Raw genomic sequence first — 19,696 nt, 5'->3', positions numbered from 1 at the left:
CCGCATGACACTTTTCGGCATCATGCTCTGAGGCGTCTTGAAGGGAATTTTCGAGAAGAAGTGATGAAAGCGAGCGGGCGACCCGACCTTCGGGCGTCACGCCTCCGCAACAAAAAAGGGGAGTGGCACATGAGCAGAGTGGCATTGGTAACCGGAGGTACGCGCGGCATCGGAGCTGCCATTTCGATGGCGCTGCACAATGCGGGCTATAAGGTGGCCGCAACCTATGCCGGCAATGATGAGAAGGCCCGGGCTTTCCATGATGTGACGGGGATTTTCGTTCACAAGTGGGATGTCACCGACTACGAGGCTTGCGGCAAGGGCATTGCCAAGATCGAGCATGATCTTGGTCATGTCGACATCCTAGTCAACAATGCCGGTATCACCCGCGATGCCATATTCCACAAGATGACGCCGCAGCAATGGCACGAGGTCATCAATACCAATCTCACCGGCCTCTTCAACATGACGCACCACGTCTGGCAGGGCATGCGCGACCGCAGCTTCGGCCGCGTCATCAATATCTCGTCCATCAATGGTCAGAAGGGGCAGATGGGGCAGGCGAACTACTCCGCAGCCAAGGCGGGCGATCTCGGCTTTACCAAGGCGCTTGCGCAGGAAGGTGCCGCCAAGAACATCACGGTCAACGCGATTTGCCCCGGCTATATCGGCACGGAGATGGTGCTGGCGGTTCCGGAGAAAGTGCTCAACGAGCGCATCATTCCGCAGATTCCCGTGGGGCGCCTCGGCGAACCCGAGGAAATCGCGCGCATCGCCGTCTTCCTGGCCAGCGACGATGCCGGTTTCATTACCGGATCGACCATATCTGCCAATGGCGGCCAGCTCTTCGTCTAGGCAATTCAGGAAAAGCGCAGGCCAGTCTTCCGCTGGGAGCTGCGCAAGGGCTATAAAAAAGCGGCTCAGGGCTACGGAGCCGCTTCAGCCTGTATAGCGCGTTACGAACGGAATTACTGAGCTCCGCCGGCAATCATCCTCTTGTTGAGGCCTGCTGCTGATGTCGTGGCTTGAATTCCAGGATGACGGCCTCAAGGGCGAGCTGCCGCTTCTCTCTGTCTCGAGCTCTCGCCGCGCTCACCAGCGCGTAAAAAGTGGTGCCGGTAAGAACGAGTGCTGCAATGCTTGCGATGATTGCGGCCATGATGCCGTTCCTTTCTCAAAACACTGCCACCTCGCCGTGATCGACGGCGCGGGAAGACGATTTTGTTGAGGGAGCTGCCGCTCCCTGAATTTCCGAGAGCGAATCCTGACCGGCCGCCAATGACGGCCGGTCAGGCAATGCCTTAGCGGCAGCGAGCCTCATAACGGTGACCGTAGCGGTCGCGATAAATGCAGTAGCCGCGACGATCTTCCGAACGCCCGATGAGGTTGCCGACTACGCCGCCAGCCACCGCGCCGACGGCGGCGCCGCCCCAGCTATGGGTGGCGACGCCACCGATCAGCGCGCCGGTGCCGGCGCCGATCGCCGTACCTTTTTCTGTTGACGTGCACGACGCCAATGCGCCGACGAGGGCGATCGCGACGATAATCTTCTTCATGGTGTTAGCTCCCTGATGTTGCGAGGTTTGAAAAATGTCTGCGGATCAGATGCGCCCCATTAATAACAGAATGAGGACAATGACGAGAACAAGCCCGAGACCACCCGATGGGCCATACCCCCAAGACCGGCTGTAACCCCAGCTGGGAAGTGCGCCAACCAGCAGCAGAATCAGTATGACAAGCAATACCGTACCAAGCATGATATGTCTCCTCCATGTCCGTCCGGCTCGAATATCCCGCCATTATCGCCGTTCGACATGGCGTTAACCTTCCAGCTTTCCCACTCGAAACTGTTCCAGTGAATGGACGAATTCCGCAATTCTGCTCATAGAAACTTGCATGCGCGACAATTGTTCCGGCTAAGAAATAAAAATGCGTGCGCACAGCAGTCGGGATGGTTAGCGAATCCTTAAATTGGATCGCATCGGGTGACGGTTACAAGCGCGGCGGCAAATTCGTTGTATGGTTAAAATACCATTAAAATACAATGGGTTGTGGTGAACGAAACGGGAAAGGCCGGATGTCCGTGATTCGTCGGCGATTCGTTCTGCATTTGAACTTTGGTTAACGGCTGGGCGTTTGCCGACATGCCGAATACAAGGATGCTGCCGTTGGCAAATGTCGTCCAGGTGATGTGTTCGCGGGCGAATTCGTTAATTCGCAGCGAACTCCGCAACAGCGTTGCCATTCAAGCTGACCTCTATGTCGCGATGCTGCTCCGGCGAAATACAACATGTAGCCGTGAACAAATGCGATACCCGCTGATATCCGCGATTCGTCACCGATTCGTTCCGGCTTTGATCGTTGTGTTAACGGCTGCACTTTTTGCGTGCATTTGTCGATTCACTATAGCTGCGCTCGTCAAAAGACGAACCGCAATCGCAGATTCGGCTCGGATTCGCGTCTCAACCATTCAGAGTCCGGTATCCTCCTGACGAGAAACCGCTAGATATTGTGGAGAACAAAACAGAATCGCTTGGAATCCGCGATTCGTCGCCGATTCGTTTCGGCTTTGGCCTGGATGTTGATGTCGTCCGCTGATTCACGCGAAACCTTATTATTTACAGATTGTTAACGATGGCACGGCGCGAAATTTCTCTGGCCGAGGATTCTCCGCTTGACTCCTTTTTTCTGCGGAAAGCCGTGTAAACGAGATTCAGCATTTGGTGGCAATCTTTTCATTGCAATCCATATGTAGCCGTGAACAAATAAGGAACATGACGGAGTCAGCGATTCGTCTCCGATTCGTTCTCAGGCTGTTCTGGATTCGCCCGGACTCGCATGGGATGCAACGTAAATGTAGCTTATGGTTGAGGCGCTCAAATATGAAATCGAATGTTGCCGCATCTGTTTTTTCATTCGGGTCTTGCCTTTGTCACATATGGTCGTCATCTGTTCGTTTCCTCCAGGAGGAGCTGGCTGATCGGAAGACGGCTGTTTCTCGCCTATGCACGGACCTATGACTCAGACTTCGCAGCCCATGATCCTGAGCGGACGCGGCGTGACCGCAGTGCTCGGACCGACCAATACCGGCAAGACCCATTATGCCATCGAGCGCATGGTGGCACACGGCAGCGGCGTGATCGGCCTGCCGCTGCGGCTGCTTGCCCGTGAGGTGTATACGCGCGTCGTCGAGAAGGTCGGCGCGCACAACGTCGCGCTGGTGACCGGTGAGGAAAAGATATCGCCGCCCAATGCGCGCTATTCGGTCTGCACGGTGGAGGCCATGCCGCGCGAGACGCGCGCCTCCTTCGTCGCGATCGACGAAGTGCAGCTTGCCGGCGATCTGGAGCGCGGACATATTTTTACCGACCGCCTTCTGCATCTGCGCGGCCGCGATGAAACCCTGCTGCTCGGCGCGGGCACGATGCGGCCGATCCTTGGACAACTTCTGCCTGGGATTACCGTCCTCGAAAGGCCGAGGCTATCGCATCTTTTCTACGCCGGGCAGAAGAAGATCACGCGGCTGCCGCAGCGCACGGCCATCGTCGCCTTTTCCGCCGATGAGGTTTATGCGATCGCAGAGCTGATCCGCCGCCAGCGCGGTGGCGCGGCCGTCGTGCTCGGCGCCCTCAGCCCGCGTACCCGCAATGCGCAGGTGGCGCTCTATCAGGCCGGCGATGTCGAATATCTGGTTGCGACCGATGCGATCGGCATGGGGCTCAACCTCGATGTCGATCATGTCGCCTTTGCGCAGGACCGCAAGTTCGACGGTTATCAATTCCGCAATCTCAATCCGGCCGAGCTCGGTCAGATCGCAGGTCGCGCCGGCCGTCATCTCAAGGACGGCACCTTCGGGGTGACGGGACAAGTCGATCCTTTCGACGATGAACTCGTGCGCCGCATCGAGGGACATGAATTCGACATGGTCAAGGTGCTGCAATGGCGCACCAAAGAACTGGATTTCGCTTCGATCGCGGCGTTGCGTGCAAGTTTGGAAGACGCGCCTCGCGTGCAGGGCTTGACGCGCGCGCTGCCTGCGGTAGACCAGCAGGCATTGGAATATCTGTCACGCGATCTGGAGATAGTCGATCTTGCCAGCAACCCGGCTCGGGTTGAGAAATTGTGGGAGGCCTGTGCGCTTCCCGACTATCGGCGCATCACGCCTGCCCAGCATGCTGATCTCATCGCCACCCTCTTTTCCGATCTCGTGCGCTATGGCACGGTGAAAGAGGATTTCCTGGCCGAACAGGTGCATCGCGCCGATCGGACGGATGGCGAGATCGACACGCTTTCGGCGCGAATCGCGCAGATAAGGACTTGGACCTATGTGTCGAACCGGCCCGGCTGGCTTGCCGATCCGACACACTGGCAAGAAAAGACGCGGGAAATCGAAGATCGATTGTCCGACGCGTTACATGAGAGGTTGACGAAACGCTTTGTTGATCGCAGGACATCTGTGCTCATGAAGCGCCTGAGAGAGAATGCGATGCTGGAAGCTGAAATCAGTGTGAATGGAGATGTCTTCGTAGAGGGGCATCATGTGGGACAGTTGACCGGATTCCGGTTCACGCCTATCGCAGGGACCGAGGGGCCGGATGCTAAAGCTGTCCAGACCGCCTCGCAGAAGGCGCTCGGGCTGGAGTTCGAGGCACGTGCCGCACGTCTGCATGCGGCCGGCAACGGCGATCTCGCGATCAGTGCCGATGGCCTCGTGCGCTGGCTCGGCGACCCCGTCGCGCGCCTGTCAGGCAGCGATCATGTCATGCGTCCGCGCGTCATCCTGCTTGCCGACGAACAGCTGACCGGCAATGCGCGCGATCATGTCGCCGCCCGTATCGAGCGTTTCGTGAACCATCACATCAGCACGATCCTGAAGCCGCTGGACGATCTCCAGCGTGCCGAAGATCTGCAGGGCCTTGCCAAGGGGCTGGCTTTCCAGCTGGTGGAGAATCTCGGCGTTCTGTTCCGCCGCGACGTTACGGAAGAAGTGAAATCGCTGGATCAGGACGGGCGTGCCTCGATGCGCCGCTACGGCGTTCGCTTCGGCGCGTACCATATTTTCGTGCCCGCCCTGCTGAAGCCGGCTCCGGCCGAGCTCATCACGCTCCTCTGGGCGCTGAAGAACGATGGCCTGGACAAGCCGGGCTATGGCGATCTGATCCCGGTTCTGGCCGCCGGCCGTACCTCGGTCGTCACCGATCCGGGCTATGAGCGCACATTTTACAAGCTTGCCGGCTTCCGGTTCCTCGGCAAGCGCGCGGTGCGCATCGACATCCTCGAGCGCCTGGCGGACCTCATCCGTCCGCTGCTGCAGTGGAAGCCCGGCCAAGCTTCGCGCCCTGACGGCGCTTATGACGGCCGTCGCTTCACGACGACGACAGCGATGCTCTCCATTCTCGGCGCGACGCTCGAAGACATGGAGGAAATCCTCAAAGGTCTCGGCTATCGCGCCGATGCGGTGAAGGCGGAGGAGGCTACGGCCTTCCTCGCTCAGCAGGATGCGGCCGCAGCGCCCGCCGCACCGGCTGGGGACGCCACAGCCGAAAAGGCCGATCATGATGATGCCGACACTGCAACTGACGAGCCGGCTAAGGAAGTGGAAGCCGTTTCGCAGGAAGCAGCCGCTCCCGCCGAGGCACCTGCTGAGACGGAAGTTGCCGTAGCTGCCGAGCCAGTTGCCGCTGCAGAAGTCACCGCAGAGCCGGCGGAACCGAAGCCTGTTCTGCTCTGGCGTCTGGGCGGCCGCAACGACCATCAGCAGCGGCAAGGAGGTCGTGGCCATGGCGATCGCCGCGGCCAGCAGGGCGAGGGGCGCGGTCAGCAGGGCAATCGTCGTGGTGGCGAGCAGGCAGCCGGCGAAGGCAATCGCGAAGGCGGCCGTGATCGCCGCGATGGACGCGACAATCGTGAGGCTCGTGGCAGTGACAAGGGTCCGCGCGGCAATCGCGAGGGCGGCCGTCCGCAGCATCAGGGCAACCGCGGCGAACGCGGTGATCGTCAGGAACGTGGCGACCGGAATGATCGCAACAATCGCGGTGCCTCGCAGCCGTTGCGCTTCGAAGCCAAGCCGCCGCGCAAGGAAAAGCCGATCGATCCGGATTCTCCTTTCGCCAAGCTCGCTGCCCTCAAGGAGCAGATGAAGAAATAGGTCATGACGGACGAGAAACAGCCATTTTCCGGTTCGCGCCAGCGCATCGACAAATGGCTGTTCTTTGCCCGCATGGTGAAATCCCGCTCATTGGCGCAGGTCTATGTGCAGAACGGCAGCGTCCGGGTGAATGGCGAGCGGGTCGTGCAGCCGAGTTTCGGCATCAAGGCCGGTGACCGCATCGAGCTCTCGCTGGAGCGGCGGGATATAGTGTTGATCGTACGGTCGGCCGGCGAACGTAGAGGTCCCTTCGAAGAAGCCAGGCTGCTTTACGAAGATCTGACGCCGCCGCCCGATGAGACAAAACGCCTCACCCCGTTCGAGCAGGCGTTGCGGGCACCCGGCAGCGGCAGGCCCACAAAAAGGGATCGGCGTGCGATCGATCGCCTCATCTCCGACGATGATTAGAAAACTCTGCCTGTTGCAGAGGGGTTTTGCGATTGTTTGTCCTTGAAATTGGGTGACAAAGTCGATACCTCACGATCACCCTGCCGGTAACCAGCCGGGCGGCGCGTTTGCGTGTGATGCATTCGTCTGCCCGTTCGGCTCCGTGGGAAGGTGCGACGTTCCAGGTTGCGCGTCCGCGGAAGCTCAATACATCCCTGGAGTGCTTCATGACATATGTCGTGACTGACAATTGCATTCGCTGCAAATATACCGATTGCGTGGAAGTCTGCCCTGTCGACTGCTTCTACGAGGGCGAGAACTTTCTCGTCATCCATCCCGACGAATGCATCGATTGCGGCGTTTGCGAACCGGAATGTCCTGCCGAGGCGATCAAGCCCGATACGGAACCGGGTCTCGACAAGTGGCTGAAGGTCAATGCGGAATACGCCGCCATTTGGCCGAACATCACGGTCAAGCGCGACCCGATGCCGGAAGCCAAGGAAATGGATGGCGAACAGGGGAAATTCGAGAAGTATTTCTCGGCCAATCCCGGTACGGGCGACTGATCGAAGGCCGTGACAGGCCTTCGATAAAGGTGTAGTCGATATCGCAGAAAGCGAATCATTGCCATTGGGCCGCTGGCCGGTCAACATGGCCAATTTGGCGCGTGCGCAGCAAATTATTGATTTCCTCAGATTTTTGTGATAGGGTCGTCACACTGATCCACTGCGGCATTTCGCATGCCCGAAACCATCACGAAAGCAAATCACCAATCCGTACGCGGTTTCCTTGACATATCAACGTATTGTGTTGTCAGGTCCCTGATCGCGATGGGTGGGTTTCTGTTTGCATAAGTCTGGCTGGACCAGGATGAAGTGACCCGACGGTACGTCCGTCTCATCCGGGCCTGACTGACCCGGCACCCCGGCCCTAACGGGGCGCATAACAGGGAGTTTTTGAAAAGAATGACGACCCAGCAGAAAAAACCTTCAGCAGCACGCCATGGCTTCAAGACTGGTGAAGCGATCGTTTATCCGGCCCACGGTGTCGGCACGATCACTGCGATCGAAGAACAGGAAGTCGCAGGCATGAAGCTCGAGCTGTTCGTGATCGACTTCGAGAAAGACAAGATGCGCCTGAAGGTTCCGGTAGCCAAGGCCATGAGCATCGGCATGCGCAAGCTTTCCGAGACCGATTTCGTCGAGCGTGCATTGAAGGTCGTGCAGGGCAAGGCCCGCGTCAAGCGCACCATGTGGTCGCGCCGCGCGCAGGAATACGATGCCAAGATCAATTCCGGCGATCTGATCTCGATCGCAGAAGTCGTTCGCGATCTCTATCGCGCCGAGAACCAGCCGGAACAGTCCTATTCCGAACGTCAGCTTTATGAAGCTGCACTTGACCGCATGGCGCGTGAAATCGCCGCTGTCAACAAGATGTCGGAAACCGAAGCCGTTCGCCTTGTCGAAACCAACCTGAACAAGGGACCGAAGCGCGGCAAGGTCGTCGAAGAAGACGATTCGCAGGACGAAGCCGCATAAGGCGAGACGCCAATATCGCTTCAAAAAACCCGGCCTTCGTGCCGGGTTTTTTCTTTGGAACCTTTTCCGTTCTGATGCGTTAAAGCCCTGTGTTGGCGGTCCGTGTGGGTACACTCCTGTGGAGAGGGGGTATTCAGACAGGCCGTTTTTATGGACATTCACGAGGACCGGCCTATGCGTTTTCACTCGGAGCTCCCCGGCGATCTGAAGATGATTCAATCGTCAGACCCGTTCGATGAGATCGAACTAGACTAGTCATCGATCATCCGGTGACCCGGATAATCGATTTCCAATTTGCAATTTTATTCATTGATTTCCATCCGAACAGCGATGTTCGGAAACGATGCTTGCTGCCCTTTTCGTCGACCGCGGCATAGAGACGATTTGAGGCCGAAACCCAGGAGATGCATATGACGAATATGTCTGCAGATCGGCGCATGATCAAAGTTGCCATGGCTGCTCCCTATCTGGCTCGCGACGAAGAACACGATCTCGCCATGCGCTGGAAAGACCACGATGATCGCGGCGCCCGCAATCAGATCGCAACTGCCCATATGCGCCTCGTCATTTCCATGGCGGGGAAGTTTCGTAACTTCGGACTGCCGATGAGCGATCTGGTGCAGGAAGGCTATGTCGGCCTGCTGGAAGCGGCCGCCCGCTTCGAACCGGAGCGGGAAGTTCGCTTCTCCACCTATGCAAGCTGGTGGATTCGCGCTTCGATCCAGGACTATATCCTGCGCAATTGGTCGATCGTGCGAGGCGGCACGAGTTCCGCCCAGAAGGCGCTGTTTTTCAATCTGCGCCGCTTACGCGCCAAGCTTGCCCGCAGCAATTCCAACGTCACCGTCCAGTCCATCCATGAGGAAATCGCCGTGACGCTCGGCGTCAGCCTTACGGATGTGCAGACGATGGATGCGCGCCTCTCCAGTAGCGATACCTCCCTGCAGGCCCCCTCCATTGCTGGCGATTCCGAAAGCGCCGAGCGCATCGATTTCCTGATCAGCGACGAGCCGCTTCCCGACGAGCAGGTATCCGACATGATCGACGGCGAGCGCCGCCGCGTTTGGCTGGCGTCGGCGCTGAAACATCTCAACGAACGTGAAATGAAGATCATCCAAGCGCGCCGCCTGGTCGAAGACGGCGCGACGCTCGAAGAGCTCGGTGCCGATCTTGGCATTTCCAAGGAGCGCGTGCGCCAGATCGAAAGCCGCGCGATGGACAAGCTCCGCAACGCCCTGGTGGATGCGGATCCCCGCATGGCCAGCTACGCCTGAGTGTGCGCTTCTCCCTTGGGAGAAGTCGTCCCGCTATTATTCCGAAATGATTTTGACCTTGTCGCCCGGTGCAATGCTTGCCCCGGTTGGCAGGGCATTTATCAGTTTGAACAGGTCGAGCTTGCGGTCTGTGCCCATCATGCGGGCGGCGAGCGTGGTGATGGTGTCGCCGGGTTTGACGGTAACGACGCGAACACGCAGCGGCTTCAGCGAGGCCGCCTCTTCGGGGGTCATATGCCGGAAGCTGGCACGCAGCACATTGGCGGTCTGATCAAGCTGAGCGATATTCCCCTTCGGCACCGCCGTCAGGAAGCGGAAGATCTGCGTGCGGTCGCGGATCACGGTCACATCGAAATCCCAGCGGTCGGCTGAGGCGCGCGCAGTGGCCGCCGGCATGCCGTTGACGGTGATCGACCTGATCGAGGAGGGGTCGAGGCCGGTGACCCAGCCGCTGGAGATATAGTTCGTCAGATTCTGGTTCTGGGTGTCGGCCACGCCGTCGAAGCGGATGGCGATGTCGCCGGGGCCGGTCGCCATGACGGCTTCGACCTTGTTGTCGATACGGAAATCGGGCGGGACGTCGAATCGGATGCCGAGGCCGCCATGCAGGAAGGTCTGGCCACGCACATAGCCTTCTTCGGGGCTGTCGCCATAGAGCAGGCCGTCGATGCCGTTGAGATAATAGTCGCGGCCGATGTCGCCGACCTTGCCTTCCTCGCCGAATTCGCGCGCGTGCGCCTTGGCAAGGTCGATACGCTGCGGCGTGCTCGGGTGGCTCGAAAGGAAGTCCAGGCTCTGGTCGACGTCGGAATTGGCCGACATGAAGCGGCTATAGTCCTCCATCGCGTTCAGGAAGCGCGCGGCGGCGTAAGGATCGTAGCCGGCCTGGCCGAGTGTGCGAATGCCGATCTCGTCGGCCTGGAGTTCCTGCTGGCGCGAGAAGGCGGCGAGACGCAGCTTGCCGCGGGCAAGCGCCTGCTTGCCGGCCAGATCGCTCGACAGGACTTCGGAAACGACGCGGCTGGCTATGACTTCGGCTTCTTCGCGCTTCTGCCGCTCGATGCCGTGATTGGCTGTTACGTGCGCCATCTCGTGCGACAGCACCGCGGCGACTTCGGACGCATCATTGGCAAGCGCCAGAAGGCCGCGGGTCACATAGAGATAGCCACCGGGCAAGGCAAAGGCATTGATCGAGGGCGAATTGAGAATGGTGATGCGGTAGGACTGCTGCGGATTTTCCGACACGCTGGTCAAGGCGCCGGCGATGCGGGCAACGAGCCTCTCCGTCTTGGCATCCTTGTATTCGCCGCCATAGCTTGCGAGGATACGCGGATGCTCGCGGGCTCCCATTTGCGCGCGCGGATCGTTCTTCTGCACTTCGGAAACGATCTGCGGATTGGCGGAGGGCGAAACGCTCGGCTGATAGGATTGATCCATCACCGTCTGGCAGCTGTTCAACATTGCTGCGGCTGCAAGGAAGGGCACAAAACGGCGCAAACGGGCTGCGACGGTCAAATCGATCCTTCGTTCTGCTCGCTTGCTCTGCTTCAGGACCTGCATCCTACTCATTTCGCTGTCATGCCGGCTCGGCGCCAAATCCGGTTGATCGTTACCGGGTCGATCATGGTCGTGCGCCGATAAAGGTTGTTTTCGCCCCCATCGATCCGCGTTTACCCGGACGGCTTCGACCTCTTGCTGTAGCCGATTTTGGCACCGGTTGCATAGCGAGACTCCGTTTAAATATGGCAGCGTTGTATTTTAGCAAGCATTTCCGAGGACTTTCAGCCGCTTCGCTAGACGAAATTAAGGCGAAGCCGGCGGCAAGCTGTCATGACACAATCAATGTTGCAGAAATGTGGTCAATGCCGGAATCCCGCCCGCCTGCAGGAAGGTTTCGATGGGCGCGGTAAGCTTGATCGTGCCGCCGTCGATGAAGACGGCGTGGTCGGCAAGGCGCCGCACTTCGGCCGGGTCATGCGAGACGATCAGCACCGTATTGCCGGTTTCGCGATGCAGAATTTTCAGAAGTTCGACCATGCCGGAGCGCAGGCCGGGATCGAGCGCGGCGAAAGGCTCGTCCAGCAACAGGATTGGCTTGTCGCGCACCAGAGCCCGAGCGAAAGCCGCGCGCTGGCGCTCGCCGCCGGAAAGCGTTCCCGGCTTGCGCTTTTCAAAACCGGCTAGTCCGACCCGCGCCAAAGCCTCCGAGACCTTTTGACGATCCTCCTTCGAAAGCCTCGATGACGGGCTGATGCCAAGGCCGACATTGGTGAAGAGATCGAGATGAGCGAAGAGGTTGTTGTCCTGGAAGATGAGAGACACCGGCCGTTCGGCGGGATGCAGGCGGCTCACGTCCTGTCCGGCGAGCAGGATACGGCCGCGGTCAGGCTGTTCGAAGCCGGCCAGTAAATTGAGAAAGGTGGATTTGCCCGACCCTGACGGCCCGGCAATGGCGATGATCTTACCCTGCGGCAATGCGCAATCGAAGCGGAAGTCATGCGTGCCGAGGCGCAGTTCGACCCCTTCCATGCTGATGCCTTCTGCCTTCATGATGCTGCTGTCAGTCATTTCGCCTGCTTTCGTCATCCGGCGCGCCCTGGCCCGCGGTTCCGGCTATGGTCAGGAGAAGGCATACCAAGCCGAGGATCAAGGCATATCCGTCGGCGTCGTTGGTGCGGTAGCTGCCGAGCTTGCTGTAGACCAGCCAGGGCAGGGTCATCAGGCTATCGGAGCCGAAGAGTGCGACGGCGCCGAGATCGCCGAGCGACAGGGCCATGGCGAAGGAGAGCGCCGTGAAGAGCGGTTTGCGCAGACCCGGCCAATCGACCACGCGCAGGCGCGCAGTGCCGTGAAGGCCGAGGCTTGCCGCCAGCCGCCCGGTGCGGCTGACATGGACCGTATAGGCCGGCTCGATGACGCGAATGACAAAGGGCAGCGCCATCAGCGCATTGATGACAATGATGAGGACGGCCGCAAAGCGGCTGGGATCGCCCAATGGCCTGAGCGCCAGGAACCAGCCGGTTGCCAGCACGATCGGTGGCACCAGCAGGATGAGGGAGGAGCTTGCGCCTAATGCGAGCGCCAGGCCGCGCAAGCTGAGGGACTTTCGGCGATCCGCCGATATCACCGAGCGGGCGCGAATGATCGCGAAGGATGTCAGCACGGCCAGAAGGCCCGCAGCAAGCGCGATTGCAAGACTTGTGACTGCCGCCTGCAGGAAGATTGGCTGGGAGACGAGCTTGAAAAGATTGGCCTCGAGGCCGGTCACGACGACCGCAGCAAGCGGCATGCCGAGAAAGAGCGTCGCGGCCGCCAGCAATGCAGCATCGATGCATCGCGCAGCCATCCGCTGTCCATCGATGCGGCGCAGCGCTCGCCCGCCGGTGAGCCCATGATCGTCGGGAGCTCGAAACAGCGTCATGACGCCGAGCACAAGCAGGGTGACGACGATCTGCAGCAGCGACAGCATCACGGCGCGGCCGGGATCGAAATCGAAGCGAAGCGCCTGGTAGATCGCCACTTCCAGCGTCGTTGCGGCCGGGCCGCCGCCGAGGATCAGGACCAGCGTGAAGCTGGTGGCGCAGAGCATGAAGATCAGGCCGGCGATGCCGGGAATGAGGCCGTGCAGGATAGGCCATTCGATGAAGCGGAAGACCGAGATGGGCCGCATGCCGAGTCCGCCGGCCACGAGCCAATATTCCGCTGGCACACGCTCCAGTCCGGCCAGCATCAGTCGGCAGGCGAGCGGCATGTTGAAGAAGACATGCGCAAGCAGGATACCGGCCAGGCCATAGATGCTGACGGGCTGCGACAGGCCGAGTGCTGATAGCGCCTGATTGATGAGCCCCTGCCTGCCCCATATGCCGAGCAGGCCTAGTGCGCCGATCAGCACCGGCAGGCCCATCGGCACGGCCATCAGTCGGATCAGCCACAGCCGGCCGGGAAAGCGCGGCTGGCGCGCCAATGCGCGGGCGACCGGAATGGCGAGCACAATGGAGAGCAGTGTCGAAAGCACCGCCTGCAGCAGTGTGAAGCGTAGGATGCGCAGTAGATATGGGTCTGTGAGCGAGGTGTCGCTGCCGGATTCGATGCCGGCGGAGATAAGAACAAGAACGGCGATCCCGACGAAGAGCGCAATGCTGCCGAGGCTGAACGCCCCGCCGGAAATAGCGCGTCTTCGCTCGGGTGCCGTGAGTATGATCAAGGCATCAGTTGCCGCTGGTGGCGGTCAGCCATTCGTCGATCCAGGCTTTACGGTTCTTGTCGACGTCCGCAGGGCTCATCAGGAAGGTCTTCGACGGCACGACGAGCTTGCTGAAGGCATCCGGCAGCGGCTCGGAAGTGGCGGAAACCGGCATCATCCAGTTGCTTGTCGGAATGATGTCTTGGAAGCCGGTGGAGATCATGAATTTCAGGAAATCGCGGGCAAGTTCCTTGTTCGGCGAGGACTTGATGAGGCCAGCGACCTCGATCTGAATGTAATGCCCTTCCGAGAAGGCGGCGGCCTGATAGCGATCGGTCTTGTCTTCGATCATGTGATAGGCCGGTGACGTCGTGTAGGAGAGCACCATCGGCGCTTCGCCCTTGGTGAACAGGTCGTAGGCTTCCGACCAGCCGGGAGTGACCGTCAGGATGCGGCCTTTGAGCTTCGCCCAGGCATCGGCGGATTTGTCGCCATAGATCGACTTGACCCAGAGCAGCAGGCCGAGACCCGGCGTCGAGGTGCGCGGATCCTCGATGACGATCTTCTGATTGGGATCGCCTTCGACGAGATCCTTCATGCTCTTGGGCGGGTTCTTGACGGTCTGGCTATCATAGATCACGGCGAAATGGCCGTAGTCGTAGGGCACGAAGACGTCGTCCTTGAAACCGCCGGGAACCTTGAGGGCCGAGGTGTCGACGCCGCTTGCGTCGAAGAGGCCTGTATCCTTCGCTTCGTCGATGAGATTAGTGTCGAGGCCGAGAACGACATCGGCCTTAGTGCCGGTCCCTTCCAGCTTTAGGCGGGAGAGGAGCGCGACGCCATCGGTGACGGCGACGTAGTTGACCGTGCAGCCGCAGGTCTTTTCGAAGGCGGCCTTGACCTTGGCGCCAGGACCCCAGTCGGCCGTGAAGCTTTCATAGGTGTAGATGGTCAGGGTCTTGTCGGCTGCTTCAGCCGTCTGAGCAGCAAAAAACGTTGCGCCGGCGGCAAGGGCCAGGCCGGTGAAGAATGACAATAGCGATCGGTTTTGCACGACAGCGCCTCCACTTTGGTTTCGTCTTGAAGGGGAAAGGGCGCTATGATTTCGTCACGCGTCTAATCCCTCCGCCGGTGTTAGCCGGATCAGGTTCCGCGGGTTGGCCGGTGAAAGCCTCTCAGCCAAATGTCCTGAAGGACATAAGGCACCCCGTTAGAGCGTCGGCAGATTTAGCCTTGTGACGGAGGGATGACAAGGGAAATGATTCCCTTGCCGATTGCAGCAGGAAGGATTTACTCGGCAGCCTCCGCGACCGCCGGGCTTTCGAATTTCTTCGCGGCACCCGGGAGCTGCACATTCTTCAGCGTCAGCGAGGTCAGGAGACCAAACATGCAAATGCCGGCTGCCGTCATGAACAACGGGCTGAAGGCGCTCGCATAGGCGTTGGCGACGGCCTCGCGGGTAATCTCGGGCAAGGCGGCCATCATCTTCGGTGTCAGCTCCTCGATGTTCGGTACGCCGGATATGGAGACACCGACATTGCCGAGTTTGGCGGCGATGATGGCGCCGTAAATGGAGATGGCGATGGAGGCGCCGCCCATGCGCGACAACGTGACGGCACCGGTCGCGGCGCCGACGTCACGGGCGGCCGCTGCATTCTGTACGCCGATAACGGGCACCTGCTGGGCAAGGCCGATGCCGATGCCGTGCAGCAGCATCAGGCCGCCAATGAGGACGATGGGCGTGCCGGCATGGACGAAGGCGAGCGAGGCGAATGCGATGGTGCTGCAGCTGGCGCTGGCGACGGCAAACGGCTTGTAACGGCCTTTGGCCGCGATCAGCCGGCCGGCGGAGAGCGAGCCGCAGACGATGCCGCCGGTCAGGAGAATGAACAGCAGCCCGGCCATGGAGGGAGAAAGGCCTGTCGTCGTCTGCAGGAAGAGCGCGAAGTAATTGACCATGCCGATGGCGACGGCGCCGCTGGTGATCGAGAGGATCAGCAGAAGGCCGAATGTCGGATTGCGGAACAGCGTCATTGGCACAATCGGCTCGGGCGCGCGGCGCTCTATGAAGACCCAGGCGATGGCGCAGATCACTCCGAAGGCAATAATACCAAGGCATTGCGGCGATAGCAGCGACCCGAAGAGTTCGCTTCCGTCGGCAGCAAGCACAATGCTTGTCGTCGTCAGGGCAAGGACGATGGCGCCGGCATAATCGATCTTCGGACGGCGGGCAGGCTTGCGGTAGGGCAGCATGAAGGCCAGGCCGGCAAGCACGATGAAGCCGATCGGCACGTTGACGAGGAAGATCGAACGCCAGCCGAAAAGATCGCTCATCGTGCCGCCGAGAACGGGGCCGATGGCGCCCGACGCCATCAGCACGAGGCTCGAATAGCTCTGGTAGCGCGCACGCTCGCGCGGCTCGAAAAGATCGGCGTTGACGGCGAAGATCGAGACCATGATGCCGCCCCCGCCGAAGCCTTGAAGGACGCGGGCGGCGATCAGTGTATCCATCGAGACGGCTAGACCGCAGACGGCAGAGCCGACCGTGAAGATCGCGATCGCCGTCATCATCACATATTTGCGGCCGAAGAGATCACCGAGCTTGCCGTAGACGGGCATGACGGCGGAAAGTGAGAGAAGATAGGCCGATCCGATCCAGCCGAAGCGATCCAGATGCCCGAACTCGCCGACGATCGTGGGCAGTGCCGTCGAGACGATCTGGTTGTCGAGCGTTGCCATGAACATGGCAGTCATCAGAAAGAGGAAAAGAATAAGCCGCCGTTTGTGATCCGCCACGAGCGGTGTGAAGCTTGTCTGCATGTCCATGGAGCAAGAACCCGAACTGGGCCGGAACGCTGCGCTATCGAGCGAATGCGCGGGACGCCCGGTCTTCATGGGTGAATATATGTGCTATTAGCATATAATTGTCAATGGCAGGTGAATGCCATTTGCATGTTTTGTTTCGTCCCGACCTCTGCTATGCTTTAGGGATGACATCTGCGCCGAATACAAAAGATATCGAAGTTCCGACGCTGGCCGAAGACGAGAAGTTTCTGCGCATCGGTCAGGCGATGATGCGCATGCGCTTGCTGACCGGCCGTCGCATGATCGGCAGGCTCGCCATTCAACATGTGGCCCCGGGGCTTGAGCTTTCGCATCTCGATGTGCTCGATGTCGTGCGGCGGGCGGAAGATACGGGCGAAGTGACCGTCGGCACGATTGCCGAGCTCTTGCGCATCGATCCATCGCGCGCGAGCCGCATCACTGCCGACATGGTGGCGCGTGGTGTGTTGCGCCGTAAGGCATCGCAGGCGGACGCGCGGCGTATCGTCGTGGTGCTGACCGCACTCGGGCAGCGTTTGCTGTCGGAAATCCAGGTGCAGAAATACGCCGTTATCGGAAGCATCTTTGCCGATTGGTCGCCCGAAGACATCGAAAGCTTTTCGTTTCTCTTCGATCGTTATGTCAGCGGCTATGAACGTGTCGTCCAGGCCGCCATGAAGGAAACGACCGAATGATCGGCTTCGCCGCACCGTTCCGGTGACGGCGCTCTTCCCTAGAGATAGGACTTTGCGCTATGGGCTTGCCTCATGAGCCAGTCCACCACCTTCACCATCCTGCTCGGCGGCGAGCTTCGCCTGACGGAGCGATTGCGCGCTGCGGTTTCCGGCAGCCGCTTCATAGCGGCTGACGGCGGCATGCGCCATGCCCTCGCGATCGGGGTGGAACCGGAGCTGTGGGTTGGCGATTTTGATTCCACGCCTGCCGATCTGCAGGGAGCCTTTCCGAATGTGCCCAGGCAGCCCTATCCGGCGGCGAAGGCTGCGACCGACGGCGAGATCGCCGTCTCGGAAGCGATCGATCGCGGCGCCACGAGACTGATCCTGGCGGGCGCCATGGGCGGCGAGCGCTCCGATCATGCGATCCAGCACCTGTTTTATGGTATCCAGCTCGCCGAAAAAGGCTTCGACGTGCTGTTGACGTCGGGTGACGAGGAGGCGGTGCCGCTTCCGTCAGGCGATCTCACGCTGGCACTGCCGGCTGGCTCGCTGTTCTCCGTTCTTGGTTTCAGCGATCTGACGGGTCTTTTCATCGACAACGCCCGTTACCCCTTGCGCGATTTTCATTTGCCCTTCGGCGCATCGCGCACCATTTCCAACGTGGCGGAAGGCGATGTGCGCTTTTCGCTCGGCAGCGGCAGGGCCATTGTTCTTGCCCGCCCTTATGACCTTTCCGGAGTCTGATCTTGGCCCCTCCCATTCTGAAACTCGACGACATCTTTCTGAGCTTCGGCGGTGCGCCGTTGCTCGCCGGTGCCGGCCTGCAGGTGGAGCCGGGCGACAAGATCTGCCTTGTCGGACGCAATGGTTCCGGCAAGTCGACGCTGTTGAAGATCGCCGCCGGTCTCGTCGAAGCGCAATCGGGCGAAGTCTTCCGTCATCCGTCGTCGACCGTGCGCTATCTTGAGCAGGCACCTGATTTTGCCGGTTACAAGACGGTGGCGGCCTATGCCGAGGCCGGTCTTGGGCCTGGCGATGATCCCTATCGCGTCACCTATCTGCTCTCTCATCTCGGCCTGACCGGCGAAGAGGATCCGAAGAACCTTTCCGGCGGTGAAGCGCGCCGCGCGGCACTGGCGCGCGTTCTGGCGCCCGAACCGGATATCCTGCTGCTCGACGAGCCGACGAACCATTTGGACTTGCCGACCATCGAATGGCTGGAAGGCGAGCTGCAGAAGAGCCGCAGCGCGCTCGTTCTGATCTCGCACGACCGGCGTTTCCTGGAGAAGGTTTCGACCGCGACCGTCTGGCTCGATCGCGGCACTTCGCGTCGTCTGGACAGGGGCTTTGGCCATTTCGAAGCCTGGCGCGACCAGGTGCTGGAAGCCGAAGAGCTGGAGCAGCACAAGCTCGGCAAGCAGATCGAGCGCGAAGAGCACTGGCTGCGCTACGGCGTGACGGCGCGGCGCAAGCGCAACATGCGCCGCCTTGGCGAATTGCAGGATATGCGCTCGCGCTATCGCGGTCACAAAGGCGCTTTGGGCACGGTACAGGCGGCTGCTTCCGATGCGCAGGAAAGCGGCAAGCTGGTGATCGAGGCGGACAAGATCACCAAGTCCTATAATGAGCGGGTCATCGTCGCGCCGTTCTCGATCCGCGTACATCGCGGCGATTGCATCGGCCTCGTCGGCCCGAACGGCGCCGGCAAGACGACGCTTCTGAAGATGCTGACCGGGCAGCTGGAGCCGGATAGCGGCACTGTAAAGCTCGGCACCAATCTGGAAATCGCCACCCTCGACCAGAAGCGCGAGGAGCTGAACCCGGAAGATACGCTCGCCAACTATCTGACCGACGGTCGCGGCGAGAACCTGCTCGTCAATGGTGAGCAGCGGCATGTGACCGGCTATATGAAGGAATTCCTGTTCCAGCCGGAGCAGGCGCGCACGCCGATTAGGAACCTCTCCGGCGGCGAACGCGCGCGGCTGATGCTGGCCCGTATCCTGTCGCGGCCGACCAATCTTTTGATCCTCGACGAACCGACGAACGATCTCGACATCGAGACGCTCGACCTGCTGCAGGAAATCGTCTCCGGCTTTGCCGGTACGGTCATCCTCGTCAGCCACGATCGCGATTTCCTCGACCGTACCGTGACCTCGACGATCGCGCCCGCCGATCCGGAAGAGCCCGACGGGCGCTGGATCGAATATGCCGGCGGCTATTCCGACATGCTCGCTCAGCGCAAGGGGGCAATCGAGGAGCGCAAGCGGGCGGAAAAAGCAGCCGAAAAGCCGAAATTGGCCGAAGCTTCAGCGCCGGCCGGCGAGAGCTCGAAGGGAAAGGGCAAGCTTTCCTACAAGCAGAAATTTGCGCTCGAAAACCTGCCGAAGGAAATGGCGAAGGCGGAAGCCGAGATTGCCGCGCGCGAAAAGAAAATGGCCGATCCGAACCTCTTTTCCAAGGATCCCGCAACCTTCAACCGCCTTGCGGCGGAAATGGAAAAGCTGCGCGAAAGCCTGATCAAGATGGAAGAGGAATGGCTGGAGCTCGAAATGCTGCGCGAGGAGCTGGAGGGCTGATGTTTCTATCGGCTCATCCTATGCGCGTCTTTACTATCCAGTAAAAACAATCGGTTGCGCTCGATCGCTGGCGGTTCATTCCCTGTTGTC

Annotated in this window: 18 protein-coding genes and 1 riboswitch; of the genes, 9 read left to right on the top strand and 9 right to left on the bottom strand. The window is 60.2% G+C overall.

The features are described 5' to 3' along the window. Nucleotides 1–129 precede the first annotated feature (129 nt). On the top strand, nt 130–855 hold the full coding sequence (gene phbB / locus FHT73_RS15460) for an acetoacetyl-CoA reductase (RefSeq protein WP_183712727.1): 726 nt from the start codon (nt 130–132) through the stop codon (nt 853–855). Between the two features lie 133 nt (nt 856–988). Here the strand turns inward: phbB and FHT73_RS15455 are convergent, their stop codons facing one another. The 4 genes from FHT73_RS15455 to FHT73_RS15440 all read right to left on the bottom strand — a co-directional run bounded on the left by FHT73_RS15455 (nt 989) and on the right by FHT73_RS15440 (nt 2,245). Continuing rightward, nucleotides 989–1,159: a hypothetical protein gene (locus tag FHT73_RS15455; RefSeq protein WP_183712725.1), complete on the bottom strand. Its 171-nt coding sequence runs from the start codon at nt 1,157–1,159 to the stop codon at nt 989–991. A gap of 142 nt (nt 1,160–1,301) precedes the next feature. Beyond that, nucleotides 1,302–1,556: a YMGG-like glycine zipper-containing protein gene (locus FHT73_RS15450; protein WP_106999459.1), complete on the bottom strand. Its 255-nt coding sequence runs from the start codon at nt 1,554–1,556 to the stop codon at nt 1,302–1,304. A gap of 45 nt (nt 1,557–1,601) precedes the next feature. Continuing rightward, nucleotides 1,602–1,757 carry a DUF3309 family protein gene (locus FHT73_RS15445; protein ID WP_015341639.1) on the bottom strand — a complete coding sequence of 52 codons (156 nt, stop codon included), beginning with the start codon at nt 1,755–1,757 and terminating at the stop codon, nt 1,602–1,604. A 266-nt stretch (nt 1,758–2,023) separates the two neighbouring features. Further along, nucleotides 2,024–2,245 (bottom strand): hypothetical protein, encoded by a 222-nt coding sequence (locus tag FHT73_RS15440; RefSeq protein WP_183712722.1) that lies wholly within the window; start codon nt 2,243–2,245, stop codon nt 2,024–2,026. A gap of 771 nt (nt 2,246–3,016) precedes the next feature. On the opposite strand from FHT73_RS15440, the gene FHT73_RS15435 reads away from it, so the two are divergent. From FHT73_RS15435 to FHT73_RS15415, 5 genes are all read left to right on the top strand, one after another. Continuing rightward, on the top strand, nt 3,017–6,148 hold the full coding sequence (locus tag FHT73_RS15435) for a helicase-related protein (protein ID WP_183712720.1): 3,132 nt from the start codon (nt 3,017–3,019) through the stop codon (nt 6,146–6,148). Nucleotides 6,149–6,151: 3 nt separating this feature from the next. Beyond that, nucleotides 6,152–6,556, top strand: a complete 405-nt coding sequence (locus tag FHT73_RS15430; RefSeq protein ID WP_112410960.1) for an RNA-binding S4 domain-containing protein — start codon at nt 6,152–6,154, stop codon at nt 6,554–6,556. A gap of 206 nt (nt 6,557–6,762) precedes the next feature. Further along, complete coding sequence (gene fdxA, locus FHT73_RS15425; protein WP_015341635.1) at nt 6,763–7,101, top strand: ferredoxin FdxA; 339 nt, start codon at nt 6,763–6,765, stop codon at nt 7,099–7,101. Between the two features lie 399 nt (nt 7,102–7,500). After that, nucleotides 7,501–8,073 carry a CarD family transcriptional regulator gene (locus FHT73_RS15420; RefSeq protein WP_015341634.1) on the top strand — a complete coding sequence of 191 codons (573 nt, stop codon included), beginning with the start codon at nt 7,501–7,503 and terminating at the stop codon, nt 8,071–8,073. A gap of 410 nt (nt 8,074–8,483) precedes the next feature. Beyond that, nucleotides 8,484–9,347: an RNA polymerase factor sigma-32 gene (locus tag FHT73_RS15415; RefSeq protein WP_015341633.1), complete on the top strand. Its 864-nt coding sequence runs from the start codon at nt 8,484–8,486 to the stop codon at nt 9,345–9,347. A gap of 36 nt (nt 9,348–9,383) precedes the next feature. Here the strand turns inward: FHT73_RS15415 and FHT73_RS15410 are convergent, their stop codons facing one another. The 5 genes from FHT73_RS15410 to FHT73_RS15390 all read right to left on the bottom strand — a co-directional run bounded on the left by FHT73_RS15410 (nt 9,384) and on the right by FHT73_RS15390 (nt 16,356). Next, nucleotides 9,384–10,808, bottom strand: a complete 1,425-nt coding sequence (locus tag FHT73_RS15410; protein ID WP_183713018.1) for a M48 family metalloprotease — start codon at nt 10,806–10,808, stop codon at nt 9,384–9,386. 378 nt (nt 10,809–11,186) lie between these two features. Continuing rightward, nucleotides 11,187–11,915 carry an ATP-binding cassette domain-containing protein gene (locus FHT73_RS15405; protein ID WP_183712717.1) on the bottom strand — a complete coding sequence of 243 codons (729 nt, stop codon included), beginning with the start codon at nt 11,913–11,915 and terminating at the stop codon, nt 11,187–11,189. Next, entirely contained in the window at nt 11,908–13,548 is a 1,641-nt protein-coding gene (gene thiP, locus FHT73_RS15400; RefSeq protein WP_183713015.1) for a thiamine/thiamine pyrophosphate ABC transporter permease ThiP, read from the bottom strand. Before thiP ends, FHT73_RS15405 begins: the two co-directional genes overlap by 8 nt. 7 nt (nt 13,549–13,555) lie before the next feature. After that, the gene (thiB, locus tag FHT73_RS15395) at nt 13,556–14,548 is read right to left on the bottom strand and encodes a thiamine ABC transporter substrate binding subunit (protein ID WP_246712144.1); all 993 of its coding nucleotides are present in this window, start codon (nt 14,546–14,548) and stop codon (nt 13,556–13,558) included. 85 nt (nt 14,549–14,633) lie between these two features. After that, nucleotides 14,634–14,750: riboswitch (TPP riboswitch) on the bottom strand. Nucleotides 14,751–14,820: 70 nt separating this feature from the next. Then, nucleotides 14,821–16,356: an MDR family MFS transporter gene (locus FHT73_RS15390; protein WP_112410963.1), complete on the bottom strand. Its 1,536-nt coding sequence runs from the start codon at nt 16,354–16,356 to the stop codon at nt 14,821–14,823. Nucleotides 16,357–16,520: 164 nt separating this feature from the next. On the opposite strand from FHT73_RS15390, the gene FHT73_RS15385 reads away from it, so the two are divergent. The 3 genes from FHT73_RS15385 (at nt 16,521) to FHT73_RS15375 (ending at nt 19,606) form a co-directional block, all read left to right on the top strand. Next, on the top strand, nt 16,521–17,048 hold the full coding sequence (locus FHT73_RS15385) for a MarR family winged helix-turn-helix transcriptional regulator (RefSeq protein WP_112410964.1): 528 nt from the start codon (nt 16,521–16,523) through the stop codon (nt 17,046–17,048). A gap of 72 nt (nt 17,049–17,120) precedes the next feature. Further along, on the top strand, nt 17,121–17,774 hold the full coding sequence (locus FHT73_RS15380; RefSeq protein WP_183712701.1) for a thiamine diphosphokinase: 654 nt from the start codon (nt 17,121–17,123) through the stop codon (nt 17,772–17,774). A 2-nt stretch (nt 17,775–17,776) separates the two neighbouring features. Next, nucleotides 17,777–19,606, top strand: a complete 1,830-nt coding sequence (locus tag FHT73_RS15375; protein ID WP_183712698.1) for an ABC-F family ATP-binding cassette domain-containing protein — start codon at nt 17,777–17,779, stop codon at nt 19,604–19,606. The last annotated feature ends 90 nt before the right edge of the window (nt 19,607–19,696 follow it).

The organism is Rhizobium sp. BK098 (assembly GCF_014193155.1).
Lineage (GTDB): Bacteria > Pseudomonadota > Alphaproteobacteria > Rhizobiales > Rhizobiaceae > Rhizobium.
Note: the sequence above shows the minus strand (reverse complement) of the source record. Positions and strands in the feature narration are given on the sequence as shown.